The following is a 20656-nucleotide window of genomic DNA, read 5'->3' as shown; positions in this document are numbered from 1 at the left end:
TGTGGGATTCCCGCCATTCTACCGGAGGACGATGCTCACTCTGCGGTGGCGAGAGACTCCTCGGACTCGAGCACGTCCTTCGTGTCGACGACGTCTTCACGGCGCCGGCGCGCAATGGACACCGCGGCGATCGCAGCCACCAGGGTGATGGCCGAAAGCAGGCCGAGCACGATTCCCGGATGCCACCACGCGTTGTGCGTCGCGGCGCCCAGCGACTCGGTCACGAGCGGGATGAGACCCGACAGTGCTGCAGCCACCGCATAGGCGATCGAGAGCGCGCTGTAGCGGATGGACTGGCCGAAGATGTCCGCCATCAGCCCACCCAGTCCTGCCCAGCTGAGCGTGGGGAAGATGCCGCCGACGATCATGGTGCCGACGAGAATCGGGAACGTCGCGAACTGCAGGAGGAAGTACATCGGGAAGGCGATGACCAGCGTCGTCACCGCGCCGATCAGCACAACGCGAGCCGAGCCGATGCGCGTGGCGAGAAGCCCGAACAGCGGAATCGTCACGAGCTGGAGCAGGCTCCCGATCGTCGTCGCGACGAAGAGCTGGGTGTAGTCGAAGTGCAGAGCCGACACGCCGTAGCTGATGGTGTACGTGTTCATCAGCGAGTACGAGCCGATGCCCAGAAGGGCAGCGCCGACGGCGACCACGAGAGCGACCGGCTGCCTGCGGAACACGTCGAACACGGGCATCCTCGTGCGGCGGTTCTTCTCGACCAGGTGCGAGAAGACCGGTGTCTCGTCGATGGAGAGTCGCAGGTAGAGCGAGACCGCGAGCAGGGGGAGCGCGAGCAGGAACGGGATGCGCCAACCCCACGACGCGAGAGCCGCGGCTGACATGTTGAAGCTGAGTACGAGGAACAGGACTGCGGTGACGATCGTGCCGATCGGAGAGCCCAGCTGCGGCAGGGCGGCGTAGAAGCCGCGGCGTTTCTCGGTCGAGTGTTCGACGCCGACGAGGATCGATCCGCCCCACTCGCCGCCGAGCGAGATGCCCTGGATGACGCGCAGCAGCACGAGCAGCACCGGCGCCGCAACGCCGATCGTCGCGTATCCGGGCAGCACGCCGATCAGGGCCGTGGAGACGCCCATGATGCCGATGGTCCAGATGAGCGTTGTGCGGCGGCCCAGGCGGTCACCCAGGTGGCCGAAGATGATCGCTCCGATCGGACGCACGAAGTAGGAGGTGGCGAGCGTGAGGAACGCGGCCAGGGTGCCCACGACGCGGTCCTGCTCGGGGAAGAACACCGAGGCGCTGAATAACGCGCTGAAATAGCTGAAGACATAGAAGTCGTACGACTCGAGCGAGGTGCCGACGACGGAGGCGAGGGTCACCCGCCAGGCGTTGCGGTCGGCGTTGCGTGCGGCGATGGCTGTGGAATCGGTCACGGGCTCCAAGTGTGGTGCCTGGAAACGGGGCCGTGGCGATTGTTTCCTCCAGCGTCCGAGCCCCCGAGTTGTGTCCGATCTCTCAGCGGGCTCGGGCTCAGCCCGCTATGTCGAGCCAGGTGAGCACGGCGAGCACTCTCCGGTGGTCGGCCCCGGAGTCCTCGAGGCCAAGCTTGGCGAAGATTGCAGTCACGTTCTTCTCCACGGCGCCAACCCCCACGTGCAGGCGTTCGGCGATGGCCGCGTTCGTGCGACCCTCGGCCATGAGCTGGAGCGTCTCGCGTTCGCGGGGGGTCAAAGCGCTCAATGGGTCTGTGCGGCGGCCCACGAGTTGGGCGACGACCTCCGGGTCCAGCACCGTTCCACCTGCAGCCACCCGCGTCACGGCATCCGCCAACTCGTCGAGACTGGCGACCCGGTCCTTCAGCAGGTAGCCCATGCCTCCGGCACCGCCGCCGAGCAGTTCTCGCGCGTACGTGGTTTCGACGTACTGGCTGAGCAGCAGCACTCCGCAGGAAGGATGCCTACCGTGCAGCTCGAGCGCGGCACGAACGCCCTCGTCGCGGAACGTCGGCGGCATTCGCACGTCGAGGATTGCGACATCGAAGCCCGTTGTGGCCGCGGCGGCGAGGAGAGACTCGGCGTCGCCGAACGCTCCGACCGTTTCGAACCCGGCCTCCTCGAGCACCCGGACAAGTCCCTCTCTGAGAAGCACCGAATCGTCGGCCAACAGCACGCGAAGAGGCCCGGTCACGCTCTCACGATAACGGCACGCAGATCCTCGCCGTCGTTCCGGACGCGCCAGACGTGAACTGCGTCGTGCCACGCATCGCGGTGATGCGTTCCCTGATTCCCGCGAGCCCGTGCCCGGCCGTCTCACTCGCCCCGCCGTTGCCGTCGTCTTCGACGGTGAGCACGAGTTGGTCGCCGTCGGCGGTCAGCTCGAGCCGAGCGGAGGTCGCATTCGCGTGCTTGCCCACGTTCGTCAGCAGCTCGGCCGCCACGAAGTAGAGGTTGCGTTCAACCTCTGACGGAATCGCTCGCTTCGACAGCCGGTTGACCACGGTCACCGGAACGACGCTGCGCGAGGCGAGGGAGTCGAGCGCGGCGGCCAGTCCTCGGTCCTGCAGGATGGGAGGGGCGAATCCGCGCGACAGGGCGCGAAGCTCGTCAAGAGCGTCTTGGGCGCGGAGCCCGGCTTCGCCGAGCAGCCGGTTGGTCGCGTCCGGGTCGTCGTGCAGTCGTCGCTGGGCCGCAGCGATGTCCATGCGCAGCCTGATGAGCTGCTGCTGCGGCCCGTCGTGGATGTCTCGTTCGAGTCGTCGGAGCTCGCGATCCTCCGCGGCCACGGCGGCCGCGCGGGACAGGGACAACTCATCGACCTCGCGTCGAAGCCGATCGGTCTGCCATGACCCGAGGAATCCCCTGGCGACAACCCAGTGCACGCTCACCAGGCCGCGCGTGACGAACGGGAGCGTGAACAGGAAGACGATGCCGGTCACGCCGTACAGCACGGCGTCGCCGAGGATAGGGTCGAACGTCGGGTTGGAGTGCGTGGCCCATTCCCACACGACCCGCGAGGTCCACACGGTCTGGCCGTCCCGGGGGATGAACGGGGCCCAGATCCAGTACGTGACACCTCCGAACGCCGTCGACACCCACGCGATGAGGATGCCCCAGGTCACCGTGGCCAACCCGATCTGCACCAGCATGGCGTCGAGCAGATACAGCCAGTAGTGGCCGTTGGCGAACGGCCCGAACACCCGGCCGAGATAGCCGGTCCCCACCTTTCTGTTCCACGCCGGTCTTGGGATTCTGGGCTGCCCCGCAGCCTCCAGCAGGGCGAGCGTCACGTTCCCGTAGGCACGGGCCATGTACAGGGCGGCGAGCACGAGGAAGAACCCGGCTATGAGCACGAGCATCCCCACGCCCGTGAAGAAGACGGGCCACAGCACTGCGGTACCGAGCACCGCGAGCGGGAACGCGACGAACAACACTCCCGCCTCGGCGGGAACGCGGCGCCAGAGGCGACCGTAGAAGGCCCAGAACCCGCCTGCGCGTCGGGGCGTGCCGGATGCCCGGGCCATGCCAGACGTGCTCGCGCTCATACCCACAGTCTGGTCGGCCGATTCAGTGCTCACTGTCATGCCTCGAGCCTCGCTGCGGCGCACGGGGTATTCCATCCGGCCGGTTCCCCAAGCTGGCGGTGGGTTATCCCCACCCGACCGGGGCGGCTCCGCCTATAGAATGGGCGCAACGACAACGATCCGGCCATCACCGGGGAGTCTCCGGAAGAACGGAGCGTCGCTCTCGTTCAGGCGAGGTGCGGAGCACTCAGTAGAACCGGGCGGGCGGGCCCGTCACAGCCTGTCAGAATGAGCGGTCGCGCCTCGCCGATGGATGCCGGGGCACGGCAAACGGGGTGGTACCGCGTTTCCGGCGTTGGGTCGTCAAAGACCCGGCTGGTGGCGTCCTCGAGCAGAAGTCCGCAGCTGCCCAGGAGAAACATGCCGTACCCCAAGTCCGATGACTCCCGCCCCTCGGGCGGCTTGCCGTCTACACACGACGCGGCAGCGGCTGAAGCACAGCGCGTTACGCCCTCTCCACGCTTCCCTCAGATCGAGGAGGAGGTTCTCGCGTTCTGGAAGGACGACGACACCTTCCGGGCGTCGGTCGAGGCACGCGAGGGCGCCCAGGAATGGGTGTTCTACGACGGGCCGCCTTTTGCGAACGGCCTTCCGCACTACGGACACCTGCTCACCGGCTATGCGAAGGATGTCTTCCCGCGTTTCCAGACGATGCGCGGCAAGCAGGTGCACCGCAGGTTCGGCTGGGACACCCACGGACTGCCCGCCGAGCTGGAGGCCGAGCGCCAACTCGGCATCACGGACAAAAGCCAGATCGAGCAGATGGGCATCGCCGCGTTCAATGAGGCGGCGCGGGCATCCGTGCTCAAGTACACACGCGAATGGCGTGAGTACGTCACCCGGCAGGCGCGTTGGGTCGACTTCGACAACGACTACAAGACGCTCGACGTGACGTTCATGGAGTCCGTGATCTGGGCGTTCAAGCAGCTGCACGAGAAGGGCCTCGCGTACGAGGGCTATCGAGTGCTGCCCTACTGCTGGCGCGACCAGACGCCACTGTCGAACCATGAGCTGCGCATGGACGATGACGTCTACAAGCCGCGGCAGGACCAGACCGTCACCGTGACATTCCCGCTCGTGGGCGAGAAGGCCGAATCGATGGGTCTCACGGCCGTGCGCGCGCTCGCCTGGACCACCACACCGTGGACCCTTCCCACCAACGCGGCGTTGGCCGTCGGCCCGGCGATCGTGTACGCCGTGGTGCCCGCCGGCCCGAACGGAACGCCGGACGCCGAGGTGGCGAGGGAGGACCTCGGATCGCCAGGAGCGGGCGGCGAGGTACTCGGCGCCGAGTACCTCCTCGCGCTCGACCTGGTCGGCTCGTACGCCAAGGATCTCGGGTACGAGTCCGCTGAGGATGCCCGCGCGGCGGTTTCGCGCACGGTCATCGGCTCAGAGCTCGCCGGTGTGCGCTACGACCGCCTGTGGGACTACTACGCGGATGCCGAGAAGTACGGAACGCAGAACGCCTGGCAGATCCTCGTCGACGACTACGTCTCGACCGAGGAGGGCACCGGGATCGTGCACCAGGCTCCCGCCTATGGTGAGGACGACCAGCGTGTGTGTGCCGCCGCGGGCATCCCTGTCGTCATCTCCGTCGACGAAGGCGGCCGGTTCCTGCCGGAGGTCTCGGATGTGGCTGGGCTGCAGGTCTTCGAGGCCAACAAGCCGCTCACGCAGGCGCTGAAGGCGATGGGGCGACTGCTGCGGCAGGCATCCTACGAGCACAGCTACCCGCACTGCTGGCGGTGCCGCAACCCGCTGATCTACAAGGCCGTGTCGAGCTGGTTCGTGCGCGTTCCCGAGTTCCGTGACCGCATGGTGGAGCTGAACCAGCAGATCGACTGGGTGCCAGACAACGTCAAGGACGGGCAGTTCGGCAAGTGGATCGCGGGTGCGCGGGACTGGTCGATCAGTCGCAACCGCTACTTCGGCTCGCCCATCCCGGTGTGGAAGAGCGACGACGCCGCGTATCCCCGCGTGGACGTGTACGGCTCGCTGGAGGAACTCGAGCGCGACTTCGGGCGCCTTCCCGTGAACGCGGACGGCGAACCCGACCTGCACCGTCCCTACATCGACGAACTCACTCGGCCCAACCCGGACGACCCGACCGGACGGTCGAGAATGCGCCGCATCTCGGACGTGCTCGATGTGTGGTTCGACTCCGGCTCGATGCCGTTCGCCCAGGTGCACTACCCGTTCGAGAACCGAGAGTGGTTCGACAACCACAATCCGGCCGACTTCATCGTGGAATACATCGGGCAGACGCGCGGCTGGTTCTACCTGATGCACGTACTGGGCACCGCGTTGTTCGACCGGCCCGCGTTCAAGCGCGTGGTGAGCCACGGGATCGTGCTCGGCAGCGACGGGCAGAAGATGTCGAAATCGCTGCGCAACTACCCAGACGTCGCGGAGGTGTTCGACAGAGACGGATCGGATGCCATGCGCTGGTTCCTGATGTCGTCCTCCGTGCTGCGCGGCGGCAACCTGGTGGTGACCGAGGAGGGCATCAGGCAGGGTGTGCGCGAGGCGCTGCTTCCGCTGTGGAGCACGTGGTATTTCTTCTCGCTCTACGCCAACGCATGCGGGTACGACGCCAGGTGGCGCACGGACTCGGTCGACGTTCTCGACAGATATCTTCTTGCCAAGACGAGGGAACTCGTTGACGCAGTGACGCTCGACCTCGAGAACCTCGACTCCACCCTCGCTGCGGCCAAGATCCGCGACTTCGCCGATGTGCTCACGAACTGGTACGTGCGACGCTCTCGCGACAGGTTCTGGGAGGGCGTCACACCCGATGGCGGAAATGCGGAGGCGTTCGACACGCTCTTCACCGTGCTGGAGACCGTGGCAAGGGTGGCCGCGCCGCTCCTGCCGCTCGTCACCGAGCGCATCTGGAAGGACCTCACCGGAGGTCGCAGCGTGCACCTCACCGACTGGCCGCGGGCATCCGACTATCCGCTTGACGAGCCGCTGGTCGCAGCGATGGACCGCGTGCGTCAGGTGAGTTCGGTCGCACTGTCGTTGCGCAAGGCCGCTGGCCTGCGGGTGCGTCTGCCGCTTGCCGAGCTGACCGTGGTCGCGCGCGGCGCCGAGGCGCTCGAACGGTTCGAGGGCATCCTGCGCGACGAGCTCAACGTGAAGAGGGTGCGGTTCGTCGAGCTGACCGCCGAGAGTCCGTCCGAGTACGGCGTGAGCAAACGACTCACCGTGAACGCACGCGCCGCCGGCCCGCGCCTTGGCAAGAACGTGCAGCTGGCCATCCGTGCGGCTCGCGAGGGCGACTGGAGCGAGTCGGGTGGCGTCGTCGTGGCCGGCGGCATCGAGCTGCAGGAGGGCGAGTACGACCTGGTGCTCGAGGCGGCAGACGCCGACGAGACCGGACGCGCACTGGCACTACTGCCGGACGAGGGATTCGTTCTGCTCGACACGAACACCGATGAAGCGCTCGAAGCGGAGGGTCTGGCCAGGGACGCCGTTCGAGTCGTGCAGGAGAGCCGCAAGCAGGCAGGGCTCGAGGTGAGCGACCGCATCCGTCTGCGCCTCGTGCTCGATCGTGCCGGTGCCGACGCGGTGCGCGCGCACTCGGACCTCGTGAGTTCTGAGACGCTTGCAGTCGAGCTGGATGTGGATGTGGACGACGCGGTCGCCGATGCCGCGGGATCCACGCCGGTCGGTGCCGGCTCGGCACTTCTGGTGAGCCTGGAGAGGGTGCAGTGACAGACGCGATAGACGACGAGTTCCGCGAAGCAGCCGACGCGGTCTACGAGACACTCCTGACCAGGTTGGGCGAGGGGAGCCCGCGGCCAAGGCTCGCCCCGACGCGTCGCGCAGTGGAGCTCCTGGGCGACCCGCAGCGCGCGTACCCGATCATTCATGTGACGGGTACGAACGGCAAGACGTCCACGAGCCGCATCATCGAGAGCATCCTGCGTGCCTACGGGCTGCGAGTGGGTCTGTTCACCAGCCCGCACCTGCTTCGCTTCAACGAACGGTTCATGATCGATGGCGAGCCGATCACCGACGAAGCCCTTGCCCGGAACTGGGACGACATCGCGCCGTACGTTCAGATGGCTGACGCGGAACTGGCCGAGCAGGGGGAGCAACGGCTCACGTTCTTCGAGGTGATCACCGTGCTCGCGTTCGCCTGCTTCGCCGACGCGCCAGTCGACGTCGCCGTCATCGAGGTCGGCATGGGCGGCGAGTGGGACTCGACGAATGTCGGCGACGGACAGGTCGCCGTCTTCACGCCGATCTCGCTCGACCACACGGATCGGCTGGGCTCGACCATCGCCGAGATCGCGCGCACCAAGAGCGGCATCATCAAGCCGGCGGCATCCGTGGTCAGCGCCGCGCAGGTGGATGCCGCGACGCAGGAACTGCAGAGAGCCGCTGAGTTGCGCGAGGCATCCATCACTTTCCAGCCCGCGGAATTCGACGTGCAGAGCGACGCCGTCGCAGTCGGCGGGCAACTGGTCACGATCCGCGGGCGCGCGGGAACGTACAGCGACCTGTTCCTTCCGCTGTACGGCGCACACCAGGCGCAGAACGCGGCGGTGGCCGTGGCGGCCGTCGAGACGTTCCTCGGCGACGGCGTCGAACCGCTGCGCGGTCCGCTTCTGGAGGAGGCTTTCGCAACAGTCACCTCGCCGGGCAGGCTGCAGCTCATCGGCACCGAGCCGACTGTTCTCGTCGATGCGGCGCACAATCCGGCCGGGGCACTCACCCTCGCGAAGGCTCTGCCTGAGTTCTTCGACTTCAACGAAATCGCATTCGTGCTCGGCATCTTGCGCGATAAGGATGCTCACGGCATCGTCGACGCTCTCGCCCCCTTGGCCGCCCGCATCTTCGTGACCCAGTCCCATTCGGAACGCTCCACGTCGTCTGCAGAGCTGGCCGACCACGTCGAGGAGTGGACGCACGAGCACGCCGAGGCGCATGAGGATCTCTCGGAGGCGATCGAGGCGGCCCGTGAATGGGCGGAATCCGACCCGAAGCGGGCGGTCGTGGTCACCGGCTCGATCGCGCTCATCGGCGAAACACTCGCACTCGCGCAGGAACGCGACTGGAAGGCCGGCACGCAATGAGGTTCCAGGGCGGTACTTCGAGGTTCGAGCGATGAGCGAGGAAGCGCCGAGCCGTGGGGCACGTCCCCGCCGGGCAAGAACGGCGCAAGAGAGCCTCGGCGCCATCGTCCTCGGTTTCGAACTGGTCGTCGTCTTCCTCGGGGCGCTCGTGGTGTTCGGGCTTCACGCGCTCACGCCGGTTCAGGCACTGGGCGGTGGAGCCGTTCTCATCGTGCTCATGATCGTGGCGATCCCGCTCCTGCGTTTCCGAGTCGGCTACTGGCTCGGCTGGTTCGCGCAACTGGTCGTTGTCGCGTCCGGGTTCCTGGTCGGCATGCTGTTCATCGTCGGCGTGATCTTCACGGCGATCTGGGCATACGCGATGATCGCGGGCGCGCGCCTGGACCGAAGGAGTGCCGCATACCGGGCTCAGACAGACGAGTTCGACCGATCATCCGATTCCCAAAGCCCTGACCCAACTCGCAAGGAGAACGAATGACCACCATCCAAGAGACCCTGGTGCTCGTGAAGCCCGACGGCGTCGCCAGAGGACTGACCGGCGAAATACTCCGCCGCATCGAGGCGAAGGGCTACGCGCTCGTCGATATCAAGCTGGTGGAGCCCGATAGGGAGTTGCTTGCGCAGCACTACGCCGAACACCAGGGCAAGCCGTTCTACGAGCCGCTGGTGGAATTCATGGAGTCCGGGCCCATCGTCGCCATCCGCGTCGCGGGCAACCGGGTCATCGAGGGGTTCCGTTCACTCGCCGGTGCGACGGATCCGACGACCGCCGCTCCCGGCACGATCCGCGGCGATCTCGCCCGGGACTGGGGTCTGGCCGTACAGCAGAACCTCGTGCACGGCTCCGACTCGCCAGAAAGCGCTGTTCGCGAGCTCGCCCTGTGGTTTTGACCTGACCTCGACCACATCGGCATGATCGCCGGCGATTCGGCGATGCGCCGGACGGAGACCTGAGTTCCGTCCGGCGCATCGTGCGTTTCCGGCCGATCGTCGATGAGATCCGCGCCTCAGCATTCGGGCTGGGCTCGGGCCGTCATCAGCACCGCGTCGCCGGATCAGCGGAAGGCGTTGGGAATCCACTGCACCTGGACCTGGGCAAGCACGGCGACGATCACGTAGGAGATCAGCGTGATGAGCGGGATCCAGCTGTAGAGCGTCTCGAAGAGGCCGCGAACGCGGGCGTTCGTCGGGATGTTGCCCTCTTTGAGGTTGTAGAACGTCACTGTCCAGAACGTGGGGATGGTCGCTACCCACGTGATCATGCAGTACGGGCACAACACGTACAGGTCGTACAGGCTCGAGTAGATCAGGAAGACCACGAGCACCATCGCGCCGAGCACGCCCAAGTTGAAAAGCATCCAGAACCACCGCCGGAAGCGCGCGCCCGCCAGGATGCCCACGCCCACCGCTATCGGTGCGGCCCAGCAGGCGATGCCGATGAGTGGGTTCGGGAAACCGAGTACCGCCCCCTGCCAGGAACCCAGGTTCTTGCCGCACCCCACCAAAGGATTGATGTTGCAGGTCAGCTGGGCGGCTGGATGCTCGAGCAAGGTGAACTTGTCGAGCGTCAGCGCGAATGCGGCTAGCCAGCCGATGATCCCTGCGACGATGAGGAAGATCGCGAGCCCGATCGGGCGCCTGGTTTCGGTGGGGGAGTCGAGCGACACCATCGCATTATGGCAGAGCGCCTGATGACGTCCGCGGGTGCTGAACGGGTCTCGCAGGCTGCCGTGCGATAATGGTGCCCAGCCGTCCGGAGAGCATCCGGAAGGCGTCGAAGAAGCTTTTCCAGGCAGCGCCACAACGGCGGATGCCGGGTGGTCCGGTCGCGCGCGATCGGACGAGAAGACAGTGCAGACGAGACAGGGGACAGGCGAACGAAAGCGAGAGCAGCGATCCCGATCGCACGACCGGCGGGCCCGCGTAGCGGCTCCCTCGGAATCGACGACGGGAGGCCGGCACCACGAAGCGCCGGAACCATCGCGCACCGTTTCGTACGTCGAACCGAGGATTGGCGAACGAGCGCACAACGCGCCGTCCGCATGAGTACATCCGTACCGGGCGCGCGCGTGCGCCGTGCGGTCGAGGAGTGCACCAGCGATGGTGGAGAACGATCAGAATGCATGGGACGAATCAGGAGCACGGGGCGGAGACGGCGGATCGCAGCGTAGGCGCGGTCGGCTCTTCGGAAGCCGTCGTGTAAGCCGCAAGGCGGGATCGGCGCAGGCCTCGGCCGGTGCTTCGCCTGCCCCCGAGGACGCCGCTCAGCCCGAGCTCCAGGCGCCAGCCATCCCAGAACCGGTGACCGAGACAACAGACGTGGCTGACACGGCCGCGCCGAAGCAAGCGTCCGAATCAGATGCCGGTGCGGATGCCATGTCGGCACCGGAAGGTGAGCCTTCCGGTGCGGCGTCGGTAGGTGTGCAAACCGACGAGCCGACAACACCTGGCTCCCCGGCGCACGCCGCCCAGGCTCCCGGCCTTCCGAGCACGGCGCTGTTCTTCCAGGCGCCGCCAGTGCTCCCGCCGCTTCCCGCGGCCCCGAACGACGAAGACGAGGACGAGCGCGAGGAGAGCGCGACGTCCCGTCGCCGCACTCGTCGTCGCGGCACATCGGGCGACACCCCTCGAGAAGATGAGGCCGGCAGGCGTCAGCGCGAGCCGGAGCTCATCACGGAGCCGCAGAGGGTGAAGGGGTCGACCCGGCTCGAGGCAAAGAAGCAGCGACGTCGCGACGGCCGCGATGCCGGCAGGCGACGCCCCGTCATCACCGAAGCCGAGTTCCTCGCCCGCCGTGAGGCAGTCGACCGTCAGATGGTGGTGCGCTCGAAAGACGGCCGCATCCAGATCGGCGTGCTCGAAGACGGCGTGCTCGTCGAGCACTACGTCGCTCGTTCGCAGGAGGCGTCCCTCATCGGCAACGTCTACCTCGGGCGCGTGCAGAACGTGCTGCCCAGCATGGAGGCGGCTTTCGTCGACATCGGGCGCGGCCGCAACGCGGTGCTCTACTCAGGTGAGGTCGATTGGGAAGCCGCCGAGACGGGAAACCAGCCGCGACGCATCGAGTTGGCGCTGAAGCCGGGCGACAAGGTGCTCGTGCAGGTGACGAAAGACCCGGTCGGACACAAAGGTGCGCGTCTGACGAGCCAGGTGAGCCTTCCTGGCCGCTACCTCGTGTACGTGCCCAATGGCTCCATGAACGGCATCAGCCGCAAGCTTCCCGACACGGAGCGGGCGCGGCTGAAGAAGATTCTCAAGGAAGTACTTCCCGAGAACACCGGCGTGATCGTGCGCACGGCGGCAGAGGGAGCGACGCAGGAGCAGTTGACGGTCGACGTCAACCGGCTCACGTCGCAATGGGCCGACATCTCGAAGCAGACGGCGACTGTCCAGGCCCCAGCCCTGCTGCACAGCGAGCCGGACCTGCTGATCAAGATCGTCAGGGATGTCTTCAACGAGGACTTCCAGAAGATGGTCATCGCGGGAGACGACGCGAGGCAGACCATCGAGAGCTACCTGCGCCAGGTCGCGCCCGACCTGCTCGAACGAGTCGAACCGTACGAGGGCTCTCGCGACGCGTTCGACGAGTACCGCATCACCGAGCAGATCGAGAAGGCGCTCGACCGCAAGGTTTGGCTGCCCTCGGGCGGTTCCCTGGTCATCGACCGCACAGAGGCGATGACCGTGATCGACGTGAACACGGGCAAGTTCGTGGGCTCGGGCGGCAATCTCGAAGAGACCGTGACCAAGAACAACCTTGAAGCGGCCGAGGAGATCGTGCGCCAGCTGCGGCTGCGCGACATCGGCGGCATCATCGTCGTCGACTTCATCGACATGGTGCTCGAGTCGAATCGAGACCTCGTGCTTCGCCGCCTCGTCGAGTGCCTGAGCCGGGACCGCACGAAGCACCAGGTCGCAGAAGTCACCTCACTCGGCCTGGTGCAGATGACCCGCAAGAAGCTCGGACTCGGCCTGCTCGAGACCTTCAGCGAGCCGTGCGAGGTCTGCGCAGGCCGTGGCGTCATCGTTCACCACGACCCCGTCACGCGCCACCGCTCGCCCCAGCCGCCCGAGCGGCGCCGCGGGTCCAAAGGTGGCGCATCCTCTTCCGGCAACGGCAACGGCAACGGCAATGGCAACGGCAGCACTTCGACGGGCAGCCATGTCGTGACGCACGCCATCACAGACGACGCGAAGAACGCGCTCGCCCAGATCGCGGCCAGCACTCTGCACAACCACCACGAGGCGGCGGAGCACGGCGATGCGGGTCCGAAGCATCTACTCGGCGACGGCGAGAGTGCCGATGAGACCGAAACCACTCCTCCGGTCGGTGCGGAGTCGGGCGAAAGCGACTCGAGGCAGCGCCAGGATGCGCCGCGCAGCAGGCGCGGGAACCGCGGCCGCGACTCCCGCCGCCAGTCGGGTGCGCCTGCGGATGAGAGGGCTGAAGAGCAGCCGAGCGAGGATGCCGCCCTGTCGCAGACTGCGCCGTCGGCCGCCCCTGAGCCGGTAGCCCAGGAGGCCGCGGGTCCGCTGTCGATTCTCGATATCCCCGTGGCGACGCATCCAGAGCCCAAGAAGCCCAAGGTGGATCTGGTGCAAGCGCAGGAACTCCTCGGATCCGTGCTCGACGCGCTTCCCGAACCCAAGCAGCCGGGGCAGGGCCGATCGCGTCGGCGCGTGACCACAGCGGGACTCACGGGAGGCGTGGTTGCGGGGCAGCAGGACGACTCTGCGGCGAGCTGAGCGGGCGCTGGTCTGAAGAGCTCGACCTCGGGCGTTCGGAAGCGTTTCGGCGGGGGCGCCGCGGTCAACGATCGCGGCGCTGCGCCTGTCTGACCCGCAATCCGCTCGCCACAAGTCGCTGGACCAGGTCGCGGTTCGAAACCGGAATGGCGCCCGCTCGTACGAGATCGGCGTGTCTGGCGGCCGGAACGTCGTAATGGTCGAGATCGAAAGCCCGCTCGGGTACGCCGTTGGCCCGTGCGAACGCATGGAGCTCGTCGACGGAGGCGTCGCTGACGAGATGGGCCCACAGCGTGCCGTGGTTCGGCCACATCGGAGTGTCGATGAGGATCGCCATGCCCGCGAGTCTACGGCCGCCTCGGTTTGAGGGCTCAGCAGGCGTCTGGTAAGGTTGACCGTTGGTGTGCGCCGACTTATCGCGGCCAACACTCTTTCGTTTTCTGGCTCGAACCCTTCTCCCACTGGGGGCGTGACCAGCGAAAATCAACGTCAGTCTGGGGCCGTCAGGCCCCTCATCAGATAGGTACGAGTAGTGGTTTACGCAGTTGTGCGCGCCGGCGGTCGGCAGGAGAAGGTCGAGGTCGGCACCATCGTGACGATGGACCGCGTGAAGGCCGGTCAGAACGGCACCATCGAGCTCCCCGCGGTGCTCCTCGTCGACGGTGACAAGATCACCAGCGACGCCGAGTCTCTGGCCAAGGTGAAGGTCACGGCCGAGATTCTCGGTGACCTCCGCGGTCCGAAGATCGTGATCCAGAAGTTCAAGAACAAGACCGGCTACAAGAAGCGCCAGGGCCACCGCCAGGAGCTCACGCGCGTCAAGGTCACCGGCATCAAGTAAGCAGCGCGAGGAGAGACACTCATGGCACACAAAAAGGGAGCGAGCTCCACTCGCAACGGCCGCGACTCGAATGCACAGCGTCTCGGCGTGAAGCGCTTCGGCGGCCAGGTCGTCAGCGCAGGCGAGATCATCGTCCGCCAGCGCGGCACTCATTTCCACCCGGGCTCGAACGTGGGACGAGGCGGCGACGACACGCTGTTCGCCCTCGAACCCGGCGCCGTTCAGTTCGGCACCAAGGGCGGCCGCAAGGTCGTCAACGTGGTGGCGGTCGACTGACCATTCCTGTGACGAACACAGCCGATGGGCGGGCCTCGTGCCCGCCCATCTGTGTTTGCATCGCCGACCGAGGCTGACGTCGCGGCCGGCAACCGATCATCGACGGCCCGCATGCGGGGGAGAGGAGCATCATGGCGACGTTCGTGGACACCGTGACGCTGCACTTGCGAGCGGGCCACGGGGGCAACGGATGCGTGTCCGTGCGCCGTGAGAAGTTCAAGCCGCTTGCCGGCCCTGACGGCGGCAACGGCGGCCACGGCGGCGACATCGTGCTGGTCAGCGATGCCGGCGTGACGACGCTGCTTGCGTACCACAGGCATCCGCACCGTTCCTCCGAGAACGGCGGCTTCGGGATGGGCGACAACCGCAGCGGCGCCTCCGGCGGAGATCTGGAGCTTCCCGTGCCCGTCGGCACCGTGGTGAAGGATGCCGACGGGCAGTTGCTCGTCGACCTCGACCAGCCGGGCATGCGCTTCGTCGTCGCGCCCGGCGGCCTCGGCGGCCTGGGCAATGCCGCCCTCGCCTCGACCAAGCGCAAGGCGCCCGGATTCGCCCTGCTCGGAACCCCGGGCTGGGAGGGCGACGTCGTCCTCGAGCTGAAGACGGTGGCAGACGTGGCACTTGTCGGCTATCCCTCGGCCGGCAAGTCCAGCCTCGTCGCGGCGCTGTCGGCCGCCAAGCCGAAGATCGCCGACTATCCGTTCACGACCCTGCACCCCAATCTCGGCGTCGTACAGGCCGGCGAGGTGCGATACACGATCGCCGACGTGCCAGGGCTCATCGAAGGTGCCAGCGAGGGCAAGGGGCTCGGCCTCGAGTTCCTCCGCCACGTCGAGCGCTGCAGCGCGCTCCTGCACGTTCTGGACTGCGCAACGCTCGATCCCGGGCGTGACCCGATCAGCGACCTCGACGTCATCCTGGGCGAATTGGCGGCCTATCCGGTCCCAGACGGACAGGTTCCGCTGCTGCAGCGTCCGCAGCTCATCGCGCTCAACAAGATCGATGTTCCGGAGGCCGCGGAGCTCGCCGAATTCGTGCGGCCCGAGCTCGAGGCACGCGGCTACCGCGTGTTCGAGATCTCCACGGTCAGCCATCAAGGTCTGCGCCAGCTGTCCTTCGCCCTTGCCCAGGTGGTCGAGGATGCCCGCGCCGAGTCCGTGGCGAACGCCGAGTCGAAGCCGCGCATCGTCATTCGGCCGCGGGCGGTCGACGACGCGGGGTTCACGGTACGGGTCGAAGGCGGCACGGACGGGCCCCTGTACCGCATCCTCGGTGCCAAGCCGGAGCGGTGGGTTGCGCAGACGGACTTCGCTAACGACGAGGCAGTCGGTTTCCTCGCCGATCGCCTTGCAAAGCTGGGCGTCGAGGACGAGTTGGTGAAGGCGGGGGCCGTGGCCGGCTCGACAGTGGTCATCGGTGCTAACAACGCGGTCGTCTTCGACTGGGAGCCGACGCTCACTTCGACGGCCGAACTTGTGACAGCACCACGTGGCACCGACCCGCGTCTGGACGGCGTCCACCGTCCGACGCGTGACCAGCGGCGCGAGGAGTACCACGAGCGCATGGACGCCAAGGCCGAGGCCCGGGCAGAGTTGGTGCGCGAACGGGACGCCGGACTGTGGCGTGACGACGAGGAGGACTCGTAGACAGATGGTGATCACCGACCGTTCGCTTGTGCCGCAAGCCAAGCGCGTCGTTGTGAAGGTGGGATCGTCGTCCATCAGCGGTGATAACGCCCACCAGATCGGACCGCTCGTCGACGCGCTGGCCGCAGCACACGGCAGAGGTGTGCAGGTGGTTCTGGTGTCGTCTGGAGCGATCGCGACGGGCATCCCATATCTGTCACTCGATGGGCGCCCGACCGACCTCGCCACTCAGCAAGCGGCGGCGGCGGTTGGGCAGAACGTGCTCATCTACCGCTATCAAGACAGCCTCGACCGGTACGGCATCGTGGCCGGGCAGGTGCTCCTCACGGCCGGAGACCTCGAGAACCCGACGCACCGCTCCAACGCCAAGCGTGCGATGGAGCGCCTGCTCGAGCTGCGCATCCTTCCCGTTGTCAACGAGAACGACACCGTGGCGACACACGAGATCCGGTTCGGCGACAACGACCGGCTTGCGGCCCTCGTGGCGACGCTCATCGGCGCAGACCTGCTGGTGCTGCTGTCGGATGTGGATGCCCTGTACACGCGTCCTCCGCACGAGCAAGGCGCCGAACGAATCGACCTCGTTCCCTCGGGCGATCCGCTCCAGGGCGTCGAGATCGGATCGACCGGATCCGCCGGGGTCGGCACAGGCGGAGCGATCACGAAGGTCTCGGCGGCGCGTCACGCTGCCGACGCCGGCAGTGCCGTGCTGTTGACGTCGACGCGACTGGTGTCAGACGCCCTGGCCGGCCGGCCGGTCGGCACCTGGTTCGAGCCCCGCAAGGATGGCGTGCGACTACCCGATGTCTCCCGGGCGACGCAGGTACTTCCTGACTGAGCCTGCAGCGGGACGGGCGGGGCTCGGCCGGTAAACTTGCGGGATGCCCCTCAGCACGCTCGATTCGGCACCCGCGTCGACAGACTTCGCCGCTTTCACCCGAAAGCTCGAGGCAGCGCGGGCCGCGTCGATTCCTCTCGCTACCGCTACAACGACTCAGAAGAACGACGCCCTTGGACGCATCGCCGGCGCGCTGACCGATAACGAGTCGCTCATCATCGAGGCGAATGCCGAGGATCTCGCAAGGGGGCGTGAGAACGGGCTCGCGGAGGCGCTTCTCGACCGGCTAGCCCTCGACGAGCGCCGCATCGCCGCCCTGGCCGCGGCCGTGGGTGAAATCGCGGCGCTTCCCGACCCGATCGGAACGTCGCTGCGAGGCAGCCGCCTCCCCAACGGCGTGCACATCCAGCAGGTCCGTGTGCCGTTCGGCGTGGTCGGCGCCATCTATGAGGCGCGTCCCAACGTCACGGTCGACATCGCAGCACTTGCGCTCAAGAGCGGCAACGCGGTCGTGCTGCGAGGCGGTCGAGCCGCCGAATCCAGCAATAGGGTTCTCGTCGAGCTGATCCAGAAGGCCGTCGGTGCAGCGGGCATACCAGCGGGTGCCGTACAGACGGTCGATGAGTTCGGTCGCGAAGGCGGCACCATGCTCATGCGCGGGCGCGGCCTCGTGGACGTCCTCATCCCGAGGGGGAGTGCAGAGCTCATCCGTACCGTCGTCGAGTCGTCCCTGGTCCCGGTGATCGAAACGGGAGCAGGCGTCGTGCACATCGTGCTGGACGAGAGCGCCAGGGAACAGTGGGCCGTCGACATCGTCCGCAACGCGAAGGTGCAGAGACCCAGCGTCTGCAATGCGGTCGAGACCGTCCTCGTGCACGCGGACGCGGCATCCAGGCTGCTCCCTCCCGTACTGACGGCGCTTCGTGAGGAGGGCGTGACGGTGCACGCCGACGCGCGTGCCCGCGAGATCTTCCCCGACTCCGTGCCCGTGACCGAGGAGGACTGGGCGACCGAGCACATGAGCCTCGACATCTCCGTGGGGGTCGTCGATTCACTCGACGAAGCGATCGAGCACATCCGCCGGTACTCGACGCACCACACCGAGTCGATCATCACCGATGATCTGGTCAATGCCGAGCGATTCCTCGCCGAGGTCGACTCGGCCGTCGTCATGGTGAACGCATCGACGAGGTTCACCGACGGCGGTGAGTTCGGATTCGGCGCCGAGGTCGGGATCTCGACGCAGAAGCTTCACGCCAGAGGGCCGATGGGGCTTCCCGAATTGACCAGCACCAAGTGGATTGTGCGCGGCACAGGACACGTGCGGGCGTGAGCGCCGGTCCCTGCACGCTTCGTGGGTAGACTTGAGTTCCGGCATCCGCCCGAAAGGAAACGTTACGCATGTCGATCGTCGCAGTAGCCGCCGCCCAGGCATCCTCAGCAGGCGCCACCGTGCAGCCTTGGGTTCTGGGGGTTGTCGTGCTGTGCGTGTTCGCAGCGCTGGCTTTCGTGACGTGGACGTACCGCGACGTCGCCAACCGCCACAGCCACAAGGCAGAAGCGGATGCCGCGCAGCATGCGGGCGCGCCGGGTGCCTACCACCACGGAAGCGGCCACCCCACCCCGCAGGACCACTGACCGGCGGATCTGAATGCGGCCGTCACCGTCCACCGGACCGTCGGGGCAGCGTCGTCGGCGCGTAGGTGTGATGGGTGGCACCTTCGACCCGATCCATCACGGCCACCTTGTCGCCGCAAGCGAGGTGGCGCAGTCGTTCGACCTCGACGAGGTCATCTTCGTCCCGACGGGTCAGCCGTGGCAGAAGGGCAACGTCACCGAGGCCGAACACCGCTACCTCATGACCGTGATCGCGACGGCATCCAATCCGCGCTTCACGGTGAGCCGGGTGGACATCGATCGTGCGGGCCTCACCTACACGATCGATACGCTGCGCGACCTGCAGAAGGCGCGCCCAGACTCCGACCTCTACTTCATCACAGGAGCCGACGCGATCGCCCAGATCCTGAGCTGGCGGAATGTCGAAGAGCTGTGGAAATTGGCTCATTTCGTCGCTGTGAGTCGACCGGGACATCTACTCGAAGTGACGGGTTTACCCAACGGCGACGTAAGCTTGTTGGAGGTTCCCGCATTGGCGATCTCTTCCACCGACTGTAGGGACCGAGTCAGCAGGGGATTCCCTGTCTGGTATCTCGTACCCGATGGAGTTGTCCAGTACATCTCCAAGCATCACCTTTACCGGAGTGTGGCATGACGTCGTGGCCAGACCAGCCGCCACAGACGCGGCGACAAGCTAGGGAGCACCAGCGCGCCGCGGAGCGCGAGCAGGGCGCCACGCCACCCCAGCAACAGGTGCCCGTCTCGCGTCGCGCAGCCACCATCGCACCCACTACCGCAGGCGAGGTCCCAGACGTCGCCACCCCCTATTCGTTCGCATCCGCACAGCGCGGTGCCGCAGCTCAGAAGAGCAGCGCACAGCAGACGGCCGTGCAAGAAGCCGACGAACAGCAGAGCGCTTCCGAGAAGCGGTCGGTCGCGACGGATGCCCCGCCCGCGCGACCCCGTGCACCTCGCTACGACGACCTCTCCTTCGACAACCTCCTTGCAGCTTCGCATGCCGGCGGACCCGCCGATGCGGCAGCCGGGGGCGAGGGTCATGGCTCGAACGATTCGTCCGCCCCGGATGCGCAGCCGGGAGCCGGCGAGCAGAGCGATGCGTCGGGTGAAGCAGCCGCCGCGCAGCAGATGCCCCCGCTGCCGACAGTGTCTCCCGTCGACGGGCATCCGCTGACCAGACGCGAACTCCGAGCGATGCTGCAGGCGCAGGCTGCGAACCAGGCGGCACAGCCGGGCTCCGTTTCCGGCGGCGTTACTGCGGTGCCGGTAGAGGGCACAGGTGACAGTGCAGAGGGCGCTTCCGGCGAAACCACGCACAGGGTGGTGCCGCCTGCCACCCCGCTAGTGAGCGAGGAAGAAGAAGCGAAGCCCCAGACGCCGGTCACCGCGGTGTCGGCGCCGGCCGCCGCTCGTGCAGCGTCTCCGACGACTCCAGTGTCGCCGCTCGTCATTCCCGAAGCGTTCCCCGATGCGGGAGCCCAGGCGGCGACGACCGAATCGGACTCGCACGACGCTGGCACTGATCCGGCCGCGAACCCCCAGCTGACGGCGCGTGCGGCCGGACACTGGTCGAACATGGACGAAGAGAACGCGACGGGGGAGACCTCGCGATCGGCCGTTTCCACGGGCAGCGTCACGACGACGAACGCGTTGATCCTCCCGTCCATCCCTTCTGCAGGGCTCACGACCTCGCCGCTCACGAGCACGGGCGAGGTTATCGTGACCGGGTCGATCGACTTGCCCAAGTCGTTCGGCGCCACGGGACAGCACCCTGACCACTTCGATTCGTCGGACATCGATCGCCTCTTCGAGGAATCGGATGCATCGCCCGCCACCTCGGCGGTGGCCCCGGTGCGCGCGAGCAAGGCGATCGCGACGCACACGTCGACGCGAGGCATGATCACTCCGCCCAGGGCAAGGGGCAACAAGCTTCCGGTCATCTTGGCCGCGACCGCCGCGGTCCTCGCGGCCGGTGTCGGGGCCCTGCTGGCCGCCGGCTTCTACTTTCATGCATTCTGATTTCCATCGATCTTCCTTCCGCGGATT

General features: G+C 66.9%; 18 protein-coding genes. 13 read left to right on the top strand and 5 right to left on the bottom strand.

Annotated features, from left to right (window positions below; genetic code table 11):
• Positions 1 to 35: 35 nt before the first annotated feature.
• The 3 genes from ACO2Q7_RS02530 to ACO2Q7_RS02520 all read right to left on the bottom strand — a co-directional run bounded on the left by ACO2Q7_RS02530 (position 36) and on the right by ACO2Q7_RS02520 (position 3541).
• A complete protein-coding gene (locus tag ACO2Q7_RS02530; protein ID WP_423354063.1) occupies positions 36 to 1394 on the bottom strand; it encodes an MFS transporter in 1359 nt (452 codons plus the stop codon).
• Between the two features lie 97 nt (positions 1395 to 1491).
• Entirely contained in the window at positions 1492 to 2148 is a 657-nt protein-coding gene (locus ACO2Q7_RS02525) for a response regulator transcription factor (RefSeq protein WP_423354062.1), read from the bottom strand.
• Positions 2149 to 2152: 4 nt separating this feature from the next.
• Positions 2153 to 3541, bottom strand: coding sequence for a sensor histidine kinase (locus ACO2Q7_RS02520; protein WP_423354061.1), 1389 nt, complete (start codon positions 3539 to 3541; stop codon positions 2153 to 2155).
• 360 nt (positions 3542 to 3901) lie between these two features.
• Here ACO2Q7_RS02520 and ileS point away from each other — a divergent pair, with 360 nt between their 5' ends.
• From ileS to ndk, 4 genes are read left to right on the top strand one after another with little or no spacing between them, the layout of a single operon-like run.
• On the top strand, positions 3902 to 7261 hold the full coding sequence (gene ileS, locus ACO2Q7_RS02515; RefSeq protein WP_423354060.1) for an isoleucine--tRNA ligase: 3360 nt from the start codon (positions 3902 to 3904) through the stop codon (positions 7259 to 7261).
• Entirely contained in the window at positions 7258 to 8628 is a 1371-nt protein-coding gene (locus ACO2Q7_RS02510) for a bifunctional folylpolyglutamate synthase/dihydrofolate synthase (protein ID WP_423354059.1), read from the top strand. The genes ileS and ACO2Q7_RS02510 overlap by 4 nt, the downstream gene beginning before the upstream one ends.
• A 31-nt stretch (positions 8629 to 8659) precedes the next feature.
• Positions 8660 to 9106, top strand: a complete 447-nt coding sequence (locus tag ACO2Q7_RS02505) for a DUF4233 domain-containing protein (protein WP_423354058.1) — start codon at positions 8660 to 8662, stop codon at positions 9104 to 9106.
• Positions 9103 to 9519, top strand: coding sequence for a nucleoside-diphosphate kinase (ndk, locus tag ACO2Q7_RS02500; RefSeq protein ID WP_423354057.1), 417 nt, complete (start codon positions 9103 to 9105; stop codon positions 9517 to 9519). The genes ACO2Q7_RS02505 and ndk overlap by 4 nt, the downstream gene beginning before the upstream one ends.
• A 164-nt stretch (positions 9520 to 9683) precedes the next feature.
• On the opposite strand, the gene ACO2Q7_RS02495 is transcribed toward ndk, so the two are convergent.
• Complete coding sequence (locus ACO2Q7_RS02495) at positions 9684 to 10295, bottom strand: vitamin K epoxide reductase family protein (protein ID WP_423354056.1); 612 nt, start codon at positions 10293 to 10295, stop codon at positions 9684 to 9686.
• Positions 10296 to 10728: 433 nt separating this feature from the next.
• Between ACO2Q7_RS02495 and ACO2Q7_RS02490 the strand changes: the two genes are divergently transcribed.
• On the top strand, positions 10729 to 13374 hold the full coding sequence (locus ACO2Q7_RS02490) for a ribonuclease E/G (RefSeq protein ID WP_423354055.1): 2646 nt from the start codon (positions 10729 to 10731) through the stop codon (positions 13372 to 13374).
• A 64-nt stretch (positions 13375 to 13438) separates the two neighbouring features.
• Here the strand turns inward: ACO2Q7_RS02490 and ACO2Q7_RS02485 are convergent, their stop codons facing one another.
• Complete coding sequence (locus ACO2Q7_RS02485; RefSeq protein ID WP_423354054.1) at positions 13439 to 13711, bottom strand: DUF4031 domain-containing protein; 273 nt, start codon at positions 13709 to 13711, stop codon at positions 13439 to 13441.
• A gap of 195 nt (positions 13712 to 13906) precedes the next feature.
• On the opposite strand from ACO2Q7_RS02485, the gene rplU reads away from it, so the two are divergent.
• The 8 genes from rplU (at position 13907) to ACO2Q7_RS02445 (ending at position 20629) form a co-directional block, all read left to right on the top strand.
• A complete protein-coding gene (gene rplU, locus ACO2Q7_RS02480; protein ID WP_423354053.1) occupies positions 13907 to 14215 on the top strand; it encodes a 50S ribosomal protein L21 in 309 nt (102 codons plus the stop codon).
• Between the two features lie 21 nt (positions 14216 to 14236).
• On the top strand, positions 14237 to 14491 hold the full coding sequence (rpmA, locus tag ACO2Q7_RS02475; protein WP_423354052.1) for a 50S ribosomal protein L27: 255 nt from the start codon (positions 14237 to 14239) through the stop codon (positions 14489 to 14491).
• Between the two features lie 131 nt (positions 14492 to 14622).
• Positions 14623 to 16137 (top strand): GTPase ObgE, encoded by a 1515-nt coding sequence (gene obgE / locus ACO2Q7_RS02470; RefSeq protein WP_423354051.1) that lies wholly within the window; start codon positions 14623 to 14625, stop codon positions 16135 to 16137.
• A gap of 4 nt (positions 16138 to 16141) precedes the next feature.
• Complete coding sequence (gene proB, locus ACO2Q7_RS02465; RefSeq protein WP_423354050.1) at positions 16142 to 16975, top strand: glutamate 5-kinase; 834 nt, start codon at positions 16142 to 16144, stop codon at positions 16973 to 16975.
• A gap of 43 nt (positions 16976 to 17018) precedes the next feature.
• Complete coding sequence (locus ACO2Q7_RS02460) at positions 17019 to 18308, top strand: glutamate-5-semialdehyde dehydrogenase (protein WP_423354049.1); 1290 nt, start codon at positions 17019 to 17021, stop codon at positions 18306 to 18308.
• Positions 18309 to 18376: 68 nt separating this feature from the next.
• A complete protein-coding gene (locus ACO2Q7_RS02455) occupies positions 18377 to 18613 on the top strand; it encodes a hypothetical protein (protein ID WP_423354048.1) in 237 nt (78 codons plus the stop codon).
• 13 nt (positions 18614 to 18626) lie between these two features.
• On the top strand, positions 18627 to 19247 hold the full coding sequence (gene nadD / locus ACO2Q7_RS02450) for a nicotinate-nucleotide adenylyltransferase (protein ID WP_423354047.1): 621 nt from the start codon (positions 18627 to 18629) through the stop codon (positions 19245 to 19247).
• Positions 19244 to 20629 (top strand): hypothetical protein, encoded by a 1386-nt coding sequence (locus ACO2Q7_RS02445; RefSeq protein WP_423354046.1) that lies wholly within the window; start codon positions 19244 to 19246, stop codon positions 20627 to 20629. Before nadD ends, ACO2Q7_RS02445 begins: the two co-directional genes overlap by 4 nt.
• Positions 20630 to 20656 lie beyond the last annotated feature (27 nt).

This window comes from Rathayibacter sp. KR2-224 (assembly GCF_049446075.1).
GTDB lineage: Bacteria > Actinomycetota > Actinomycetes > Actinomycetales > Microbacteriaceae > Humibacter.
Note: the sequence above shows the minus strand (reverse complement) of the source record. Positions and strands in the feature narration are given on the sequence as shown.

Coding starts and splice junctions, on each gene's coding strand:
- ACO2Q7_RS02520 (WP_423354061.1), bottom strand. CDS start 3,541: ATGACAGTGAGCACTGAATCGGCCGACCAGACTGTGGGTATGAGCGCG.
- ileS (WP_423354060.1), top strand. CDS start 3,902: ATGCCGTACCCCAAGTCCGATGACTCCCGCCCCTCGGGCGGCTTGCCG.
- ACO2Q7_RS02505 (WP_423354058.1), top strand. CDS start 8,660: ATGAGCGAGGAAGCGCCGAGCCGTGGGGCACGTCCCCGCCGGGCAAGA.
- ndk (WP_423354057.1), top strand. CDS start 9,103: ATGACCACCATCCAAGAGACCCTGGTGCTCGTGAAGCCCGACGGCGTC.
- ACO2Q7_RS02490 (WP_423354055.1), top strand. CDS start 10,729: ATGGTGGAGAACGATCAGAATGCATGGGACGAATCAGGAGCACGGGGC.
- ACO2Q7_RS02485 (WP_423354054.1), bottom strand. CDS start 13,711: ATGGCGATCCTCATCGACACTCCGATGTGGCCGAACCACGGCACGCTG.
- rpmA (WP_423354052.1), top strand. CDS start 14,237: ATGGCACACAAAAAGGGAGCGAGCTCCACTCGCAACGGCCGCGACTCG.
- obgE (WP_423354051.1), top strand. CDS start 14,623: ATGGCGACGTTCGTGGACACCGTGACGCTGCACTTGCGAGCGGGCCAC.
- proB (WP_423354050.1), top strand. CDS start 16,142: ATGGTGATCACCGACCGTTCGCTTGTGCCGCAAGCCAAGCGCGTCGTT.
- ACO2Q7_RS02460 (WP_423354049.1), top strand. CDS start 17,019: ATGCCCCTCAGCACGCTCGATTCGGCACCCGCGTCGACAGACTTCGCC.
- ACO2Q7_RS02455 (WP_423354048.1), top strand. CDS start 18,377: ATGTCGATCGTCGCAGTAGCCGCCGCCCAGGCATCCTCAGCAGGCGCC.
- nadD (WP_423354047.1), top strand. CDS start 18,627: ATGCGGCCGTCACCGTCCACCGGACCGTCGGGGCAGCGTCGTCGGCGC.
- ACO2Q7_RS02445 (WP_423354046.1), top strand. CDS start 19,244: ATGACGTCGTGGCCAGACCAGCCGCCACAGACGCGGCGACAAGCTAGG.